Below are 7,241 nucleotides of genomic sequence, written 5' to 3'. Positions count from 1 at the left end.
CTTCATGCGACCGCGTGCTTTCGATCGCGGCGGCAAAGCATTCCAGGCCTTCACGCACCTTCGGCAGCATCGCCCGGCCTTTGCGCGTCAGCTCCAGTGCGCGCGTCAAGCGGTGAAAGAGCGGAAAACCGAGGTATTCCTCAAGACCCCTGATCTGGTGGCTGATGGCTGTGGGCGTCACGGCCAATTCCTCGCTGGCATCCTTGAAACTGAGATGGCGGGCCGCCGCTTCGAAGGCACGCAGCGAGTTCAGAGGGGGCAATCGGTAAGTCATATGGAAGAGATATTCTCACGCATTGGCTGATTATTGATCGTTTGCCGGCGTATCGGCGAACAATTACAGTAGCGTTGCACTCTCGGGTACCGAGAAAACTCAAGGAAGAAACCCATGACAACCGACCTCAACCGCGAACAGATAATGATGATTGTTGAGCGCGCACGCAATCAGCGCAGCATCGCCACCGGTGACCTCTATGCCGCCATCACCCACCAATCGCTTGGCTGGCTGGCCAGAGGAATCGACAAATTCCTGCATCTCCTGCTGATGTCGCCGATGGCGCACCGTTAAATCCACCAGGGCGCAAGGAAGACTGGCACCGGACAAGACCATTGCGCGTAGCGTCTTCGGCGTCCTGGCGCAGGCGGTCAATGGCAGGCTGTTCCGGGACGCCGACAGCACCGATTTTGGGGTTGCCGGCGTCCCAGGTGGCGACGCGATCACCCAGCCCCGGAGCGTTGAGCCATACGCAGGGAGCGCCCACACAGGCAGCCAGGAAGGCATTCGCGGCGGATCGCAGACGCGACTGTCAGCGCTCCGACAGCGCGGCCCATCGAGCTTCGGCGTCAGTCAGTTCCTTGGCGAATCGCGGGTGTTCGGGCAAGGCTGCATGCAATTGCCGAGAAAGCGCCAGGCTCTCGCCGTACGCGCCGCGCGCCGCTTCGAGGTCGCCGAGTTTGACGGCGACGCCCCCAACCTTTTCGAGCGAGACCGACAGGTCGCGCAGCACCTGCGGCGTGTCGCCCAGGCTCGTACGCAGCCGCTGGCTCAGTTCGAGGCTCTCGCCGTACGCGCCGCGCGCCGCTTCGAGGTCGCCGAGGTCGGCGGCGATATCGCCGAGCTGGCTCACGGCGATTGCGAGGTTCCGTTCGCGGATCATTGTCGGTGTCGCCACGACCTGAGCGCGCGCCAGCTCGAGCGTTTGCGCCGCCACGACGCCCGCTGCATCGAGGTCGCCGCGTTCGCGCGCCGCTGCGAAGGCGGCGAAGCCGTCGCGCGGATCCAGGCGAGCGCGATCGGCCGTGCCGGTCCAGAGACGTTCCCACTCGAGTTCGCTCGCCTGCCTGGACGCGCTCACTAGCTCCGTTCTCGCCGGCCCGGCGGCCACGTGACCACGCAGCGCCTTGGGTGGCGGATTCGGTGGATTCGGTAATTCTGCGGTGAAGCTACGGATGGCCCAGAGGTCTGGAGCGTAGACGTAGACCGTCCCATGCTCTTCCTACGGCAACAGCAGCAGCAGGGGCTTGCGCAGATCACGTTCGAGCAGAAAGCGACGCTCGTTGAGGCGCAGCAGAAGCTGCGTCCGCGCCTGCTGCCAGGACCCTTCAGCAGCGTGCCGCCAGAGTTCGACCCACAGCGGGCCGGCAGCCAGATTGCCGGATGCTTTGAAAATTTGTTCGGCCAAGGTCCCGACCTCGTCTGTCGAACTCGGCTGCCACACGCGCAGGCGCTGCGTCCGCAGACGCAGACTGTCCGCGAGACGCTCGCGCAACAGGTTGACCGGTTGCGGGTGCTGGGCGAACAGCAGGATCAGGCTGAAGCCCTGCGCCCACTCGATGTGCAGTCGCAACTGACTCCAGAGATCCTCGAGCTGGTCGGACTTCACCCCTCGCCCACTTCTCGTCGCAAGAGGGGGGGCACGTCAAACCAGTCGTCACCGTTGCGGTACTGCAGAATGTACTTGCCCTGTTGCAGCCGGGCGAAATCGGGCAACTCGTCGAGACTCGGCAACTCCGGCTTGTGGCTTGCCATGATCCTGGCGAGCCATGCGCGATCGTCGGCTGCAATCGGCAGCATGTCACTGCGCACGGCATCCTCGGTATCGCGCAGCACCGCGTCGGACAGCGCCAGCGCATCGCGCATCGGCGAACGGGTGATTGCCAGGCGCAGCATGCGGAAGTAATCACGCAGGTCGCCACCCGAACTCAGCTCAGGATCAGGTATTCGGTCAGGTCGACGTAGAATACTTCGCAACCCAGGTCGTCAAGGATCTTCGCCAGACGCAGCAACTCGGTGGTCTTGCCGGTGCCGCGATTACCGGTAAACAGATATGCCCCGGCGCTGGCAGCGAAATCGATCTGGTCGGCCAACTGCTGCACCAGATCGAATTCGCCATCGCCATGGATATTCTCGACGTAGAGATGCCGGTCCAGACCACCGTCGACCAATCCGGCGACGCCGAATTCGATCGGTTTGTCCAGATCAAGCGCATTGAAGAAGGCCTTGGCACGCGCACGGTGATCATTCATCGGGGATTCCTCACTGGTTGCGGACGGGCACGCGGCACGCATCGCGCATGCAGAGAGGGATTATAACGCCGTCAGGTGCAGGCCAGCGGTCGGGTCAGCGCCCCCTTGCGGCGCGGTTCGGCTCTGCCGACGAGAGCCACGACCACACCCGTAGCGGGAGGATCATCGACCGCCTGCCCATATTGGCGAAATCAGATGCGCTGGCGGCGGCGCGAAATCAGGCCGGCAGCCAGTCCCAGGGCCAGCAGGCTGAGCATGGCCGGCTCGGGAACCAGAAAGCCGCGGATCTCGCCGCCGGGAAACTGATTGGTGTGAATGTTGAAGTAGCTTCTACCGATTTTGCTACCGGCGATCAGCGCCGCCTCGGCACCTGCGGGCGTACCGCCGTTGGCCGTGATGAACGCCGCGCTGAAAGAGGCGGACTGCGTCAGGTCAAAAAGCTGGTCATAGCTGCCGCTCGTCTTCCCAGCCGGGAAATCGGGAAAGGTGGGTGTGGCCGTCGCGACTCCGGCGGTCGACGTCAGTGGTAGCGACGTGCAACAATGAATGTGCGCGACCGTTACCGTGCCCAGGAGTCCGGAAAAGTCTGCGGTTACGTGCATGGTGTGGGCCGTTGTGTCGAACTCGATTTCGGCGAATCCGATGCCCGGCGAAGCGTTAGACGACGCCTCGTTCAAACCGCTGAGCTTGGCGTGAAACTTGATCAACTCCGCATGCGCCAAAGGCGTTACGAGAAGCATGGTCGCAGACATTGCCGCAACAAGCACTGAACTTTTCATCTGTCCCTCCTAATCACCTGATATATGATGGTTATTTTCAATGCCGTAGGATTCTGCATGGCAGCAGCGAATCCCACGACACCGAATTACCAAGCAAGAATCACGCCGATCCATGACAAAAGAATCGAATCAAACACTTGTCACGGCAAGTCGGCAGCACCGACAACGAACTGTAAGAATTTCCGACAGTTGGCGATGCACGTGCATGAATTGACGCTGCCGTACCCGGCGATGTGCTGTGGAGCGCCCATCGCGGTCATTCGACCCAGCAGACGCCCGGCTTCCGGGAGCTTGAAGCGGCTGCCGACAGTAACGTACTGCCGTACGCATCACGTTGACCCATTCGCTGCAACAGTCTCATACTGCCCTATGGTTTTCAGTCTTCTTTCCTTCGTCTATCTGGTGCTGGCGCTGGCGGTTTCGTTGCGCATCTTTTCGCGGCGCAGTTCGCACGGCACGGCGCTGGCCTGGCTGCTGCTGGTCATTCTCCTGCCGGCCATCGGCGCACTGGCGTATCTGCTGATCGGCGAACGCCGTCTCGGCAGGACCTGGATGCAACGGGCCATTACCCTGCAACCGCAAATCCTGCGCTGGGCCGGGAATATTCCGGCGAAAGACGTGGTGGCGCCTGCCACCCTCTCTAGTGGAGCGGAGAGCATCAGCCGGCTCGCAACCGGTCTTGCCGGCCTGCCGCTGATGGGCGGCCATCGACTGCAACTGCTCGTCGACAGCGAGTCGATCATGCGCATGCTGATTGCCGACATCGACGCCGCCCGCAGTACGGTGCACCTGGAATTCTACATCTGGAGTGCCGGCGGCTTCGTCGATGACCTGGTCACCGCGCTGGTCAATGCCGCAGGCCGCGGCGTCTCCTGTCGCGCACTGATGGATTCGCTTGGCAGCCGTTCCTTTTTCCGCAGTGCAGCGATCGAACGGCTGCGCACCGCCGGCGTCGAGATCGTCGAAGTCCTGCCGGTCAATCCCCTGCGCGTGCTGTTCGTTCGCCTCGACCTGCGTGATCATCGCAAGATCGCTGTCATCGACCGCTGCCTCGCCTACACCGGCAGCATGAATATCGCCGACCCGCGCTTCTTCAAGCAGAGCGCCGGCGTCGGCGAATGGGTCGATGCGATGGTCCGGATCGAAGGCCCGGCGGCCTGGGCGCTCGAAGCGGTGTCGCTGTCGCTGACCGTCCTGCAGTCCGGCGGTGATTTCGCACCGCCGCCAGCACCCGCACTGTCGCTCGCCGGTAACAGCCAGGTACAGATCTTCCCCTCTGGGCCGCAGGCCTCGACCCGCCACATCGAGGCGCTGCTGCTCACGGCAATCTACGCGGCCAGGCGCGAGATCGTTCTGACCACACCCTACTTTGTTCCCAGCGAGACGCTGCTGGTCGCGCTCCGCTCGGCGGCTGCACGTGGCGTGCGTGTCATTCTGATCGTTCCCGAGAAGGTTGATTCCTGGCTCGTCCGCTACGCCAGCGATGCCTACAACGACGACCTGCTGGCCGTCGGCATCATCATCCTCCATTTCGCAGACGGTCTGCTGCATACCAAAAGCATGGTCATTGATGAACAGGTGACGATCTTCGGCACCGTCAACCTTGATCTGCGCAGCTTCGAACTCAACTTCGAGATCTCGCTGATCGCCTACGACCAGCAATTCTCGGCCGAAGTCCGCGAACTGCAACGCCATTACGAATCTCGCTCGCGACCCTTGCTGCTGGAACAATGGCGCGCGCGCCCACACTGGCGTCACGTGCTCGAAAATGCCGTGCAGGTGATGAGTCCGCTGCTCTGACCGGAACGGCAATACCCGGAAAGAGAAATGATTTTCCCTGTCCTGACCCTCAAGCATACTGCCGCCGCTTGCCTTTTCGTGCTAATCTGTATGGAAATACAGCCTTAACGATGGGAGGCCATGGTCATGCTCAAGGTTACACCGCTTACCCCGCGACAAAGGGAAATACTCGACTTTATCCGTGACACCCTGGAGAACCTTGGCGCGCCGCCGACGCGGGCCGAGATTGCCCATGCCTTTGGTTTTGCCTCGCACAATGCGGCTGAAGAACACCTCAGGGCACTCGCCAAGAAAGGCATCATCATGCTTGAACCGGGCTCGGCGCGAGGTATTCGGCTGCTCGAACCACTGGGACTGCCCGTGATCGGCAGTGTGGCTGCCGGCAGTCCGATACTGGCCGTGGAAAACATTCAACGTCGTTATACCCTTGATCCCGGCCTGTTCAGCCCGCGTGCCGATTTTCTGTTGCGCGTGCGTGGCATGTCGATGCATAACGCCGGGATTCTGGATGGCGACCTGCTCGCCGTGCACCGCAGTAGCGAAGCGCACCATGGCCAGATTGTCGTGGCCAGGCTGGATGACGAGGTGACGGTGAAGCGTTTCCACCAGCAGGGCAACATGATCCAACTGATTGCCGAGCATCCCGATTTTGCGCCGATCACCATCAATACGGACGCCCGTACACTGGCCATCGAAGGCGTGGTGGTCGGCCTGATCCGTGGCAGTGAGTCGAGGTGAGTGCGGTCCGGACTGACTTCGGTCTGCTTAAGCAAACGCTGATTTTTCTGGAATTGTTCACACTCTTTTTTTATACTGTATCAAGTGAATAGTTGAACCTTTCCTGGAGAGTCCGTTGTGATGGAGATCAATTCTACCGGTTTGCTGCCGGAGGCCTTAGTGATCGATCTCCCGGAAATTGATGCACAGCACGAAGAGATCTTTCAGCGAATTGAGTCGCTCAAGGGGGCGTCCTTCGGAAACGAACCGGTCTGCTTCTCTGCGTTCGACAGCCTGCTCGATTATCTGGAGCACCATTTCAGCACCGAAAAACGCATGGCCCGGGAAGTCGGCATAGACTTCCTCGATCACGATGCCGTGCATCGAGAGAATTTGCAGTCACTGCGCAAGGCCTTCGACGAAGTGCGCAATGGTGCGCGCGATGTCCATTCCTTCCTGCGCTATGCCGAGTACTGGTTCGAACGCCATATCTCCGAGGAAGACAAGCCCTTCGCAGCCAGCGTGCGTGGCCGCCAGGCAAGGTCTGCCAACAGCATTCCTGCCACAGCGCCGATCATCTGATTCCCTCCTGGCCGTTCCCAGTGCCCGCCGATGACCCGGCCAGCATCCCGTCAACAGGGCCCATCGTGACCACCAAGGATCGAATCTCGCCGGGGAAAGTCTCGCAATGTCCTTCCATCATTCTTTTTTGCGTTCTTCCGAGCATTCTGGCAAGCTGATAACCGGAACGGCATATCTTGTCATATTTCGTCACCCTCCCCCTCCACGGGCCGTTTGCAGCCGGCCTGATCACTCATCCATGAGCTTTCATCGACCATGAACATCACCGCCTCAGCCTCCTGGAAGGCTATCGAAGCGCACCGGCTATCGCTCTCTCCGGTGCATCTCAGACAATTTTTTGCCAACGATCCTGGGCGTGTAGCATCGCTCTCGCTAAACTACGACGGCATCTATTACGACTTCTCGAAGCAACGCATCGATTCGACAACGCTTGCCCTGCTGGTCGCACTGGCCCGCGAGGCCCGACTTGACGAATTGACGACCCGCATGTTCAGCGGGGAGAAAATCAATGCCAGCGAAGATCGATCGGTCCTGCATGTTGCCCTGCGGCGATCGATCAGTCCCTTCCCCAGTGCTGATCTGGACGTGATGCCCGAGGTAATCGCCACGCGCCAGCGGATGGCTGCCTTTGCCGACCGTATTCGCTCCGGGCAAGCACTTGGTTTCACAGGCATGCCGATTCGTCATGTCGTCAATATCGGCATCGGCGGGTCTGACCTCGGACCGAAGATGCTCGATTACGCCTTACGTTCAATCTCGCATCCGGCACTTGGCGTACATTACGTCTCCAACCTCGATGGGGCTCAACTGGCGCCGCTCCTGCAAACGCTCGACCCA

General features: G+C 60.8%; 10 protein-coding genes and 1 pseudogene. 5 read left to right on the top strand and 6 right to left on the bottom strand.

Translation table 11 applies throughout. The features are described from left to right. On the bottom strand, window positions 1-274 hold a 274-nt coding region (locus tag CAPSK01_RS03410; RefSeq protein ID WP_034922561.1), incomplete at its 3' end, for a LysR family transcriptional regulator. A gap of 114 nt (window positions 275-388) precedes the next feature. On the opposite strand from CAPSK01_RS03410, the gene CAPSK01_RS03405 reads away from it, so the two are divergent. After that, a complete protein-coding gene (locus CAPSK01_RS03405; RefSeq protein ID WP_034922558.1) occupies window positions 389-568 on the top strand; it encodes a hypothetical protein in 180 nt (59 codons plus the stop codon). 238 nt (window positions 569-806) lie between these two features. Here the strand turns inward: CAPSK01_RS03405 and CAPSK01_RS03400 are convergent, their stop codons facing one another. The 5 genes from CAPSK01_RS03400 to CAPSK01_RS03380 all read right to left on the bottom strand — a co-directional run bounded on the left by CAPSK01_RS03400 (window position 807) and on the right by CAPSK01_RS03380 (window position 3,248). Continuing rightward, window positions 807-1,355 (bottom strand): hypothetical protein, encoded by a 549-nt coding sequence (locus CAPSK01_RS03400; protein ID WP_034922556.1) that lies wholly within the window; start codon window positions 1,353-1,355, stop codon window positions 807-809. A gap of 141 nt (window positions 1,356-1,496) precedes the next feature. Then, complete coding sequence (locus CAPSK01_RS03395; RefSeq protein WP_034922554.1) at window positions 1,497-1,883, bottom strand: hypothetical protein; 387 nt, start codon at window positions 1,881-1,883, stop codon at window positions 1,497-1,499. Then, a complete protein-coding gene (locus tag CAPSK01_RS03390) occupies window positions 1,880-2,170 on the bottom strand; it encodes a hypothetical protein (RefSeq protein WP_034922551.1) in 291 nt (96 codons plus the stop codon). Before CAPSK01_RS03390 ends, CAPSK01_RS03395 begins: the two co-directional genes overlap by 4 nt. Before the next feature lie 32 nt (window positions 2,171-2,202). Further along, window positions 2,203-2,526, bottom strand: a complete 324-nt coding sequence (locus tag CAPSK01_RS03385) for an ATP-binding protein (RefSeq protein ID WP_034922549.1) — start codon at window positions 2,524-2,526, stop codon at window positions 2,203-2,205. A gap of 191 nt (window positions 2,527-2,717) precedes the next feature. Next, window positions 2,718-3,248, bottom strand: a complete 531-nt coding sequence (locus CAPSK01_RS03380; protein WP_273703014.1) for a CHRD domain-containing protein — start codon at window positions 3,246-3,248, stop codon at window positions 2,718-2,720. Between the two features lie 426 nt (window positions 3,249-3,674). Here CAPSK01_RS03380 and cls point away from each other — a divergent pair, with 426 nt between their 5' ends. The 4 genes and pseudogenes from cls to pgi form a co-directional block, all read left to right on the top strand. Next, window positions 3,675-5,105 carry a cardiolipin synthase gene (gene cls, locus CAPSK01_RS03375; RefSeq protein WP_034922543.1) on the top strand — a complete coding sequence of 477 codons (1,431 nt, stop codon included), beginning with the start codon at window positions 3,675-3,677 and terminating at the stop codon, window positions 5,103-5,105. 126 nt (window positions 5,106-5,231) lie between these two features. Then, window positions 5,232-5,843: a transcriptional repressor LexA gene (gene lexA / locus CAPSK01_RS03370; protein ID WP_034922673.1), complete on the top strand. Its 612-nt coding sequence runs from the start codon at window positions 5,232-5,234 to the stop codon at window positions 5,841-5,843. A 120-nt stretch (window positions 5,844-5,963) separates the two neighbouring features. Then, on the top strand, window positions 5,964-6,404 hold the full coding sequence (locus CAPSK01_RS03365; protein WP_034922540.1) for a hemerythrin family protein: 441 nt from the start codon (window positions 5,964-5,966) through the stop codon (window positions 6,402-6,404). A gap of 255 nt (window positions 6,405-6,659) precedes the next feature. Further along, window positions 6,660-7,241, top strand: a pseudogene (gene pgi / locus CAPSK01_RS21690) (glucose-6-phosphate isomerase); the annotation flags it as partial.

This window comes from Candidatus Accumulibacter vicinus (genome assembly GCF_000584955.1).
Lineage (GTDB): Bacteria > Pseudomonadota > Gammaproteobacteria > Burkholderiales > Rhodocyclaceae > Accumulibacter > Accumulibacter vicinus.
The sequence above is the reverse complement of the archived record's forward strand: the minus strand, read 5'-3'. Positions and strand labels throughout refer to the sequence as shown.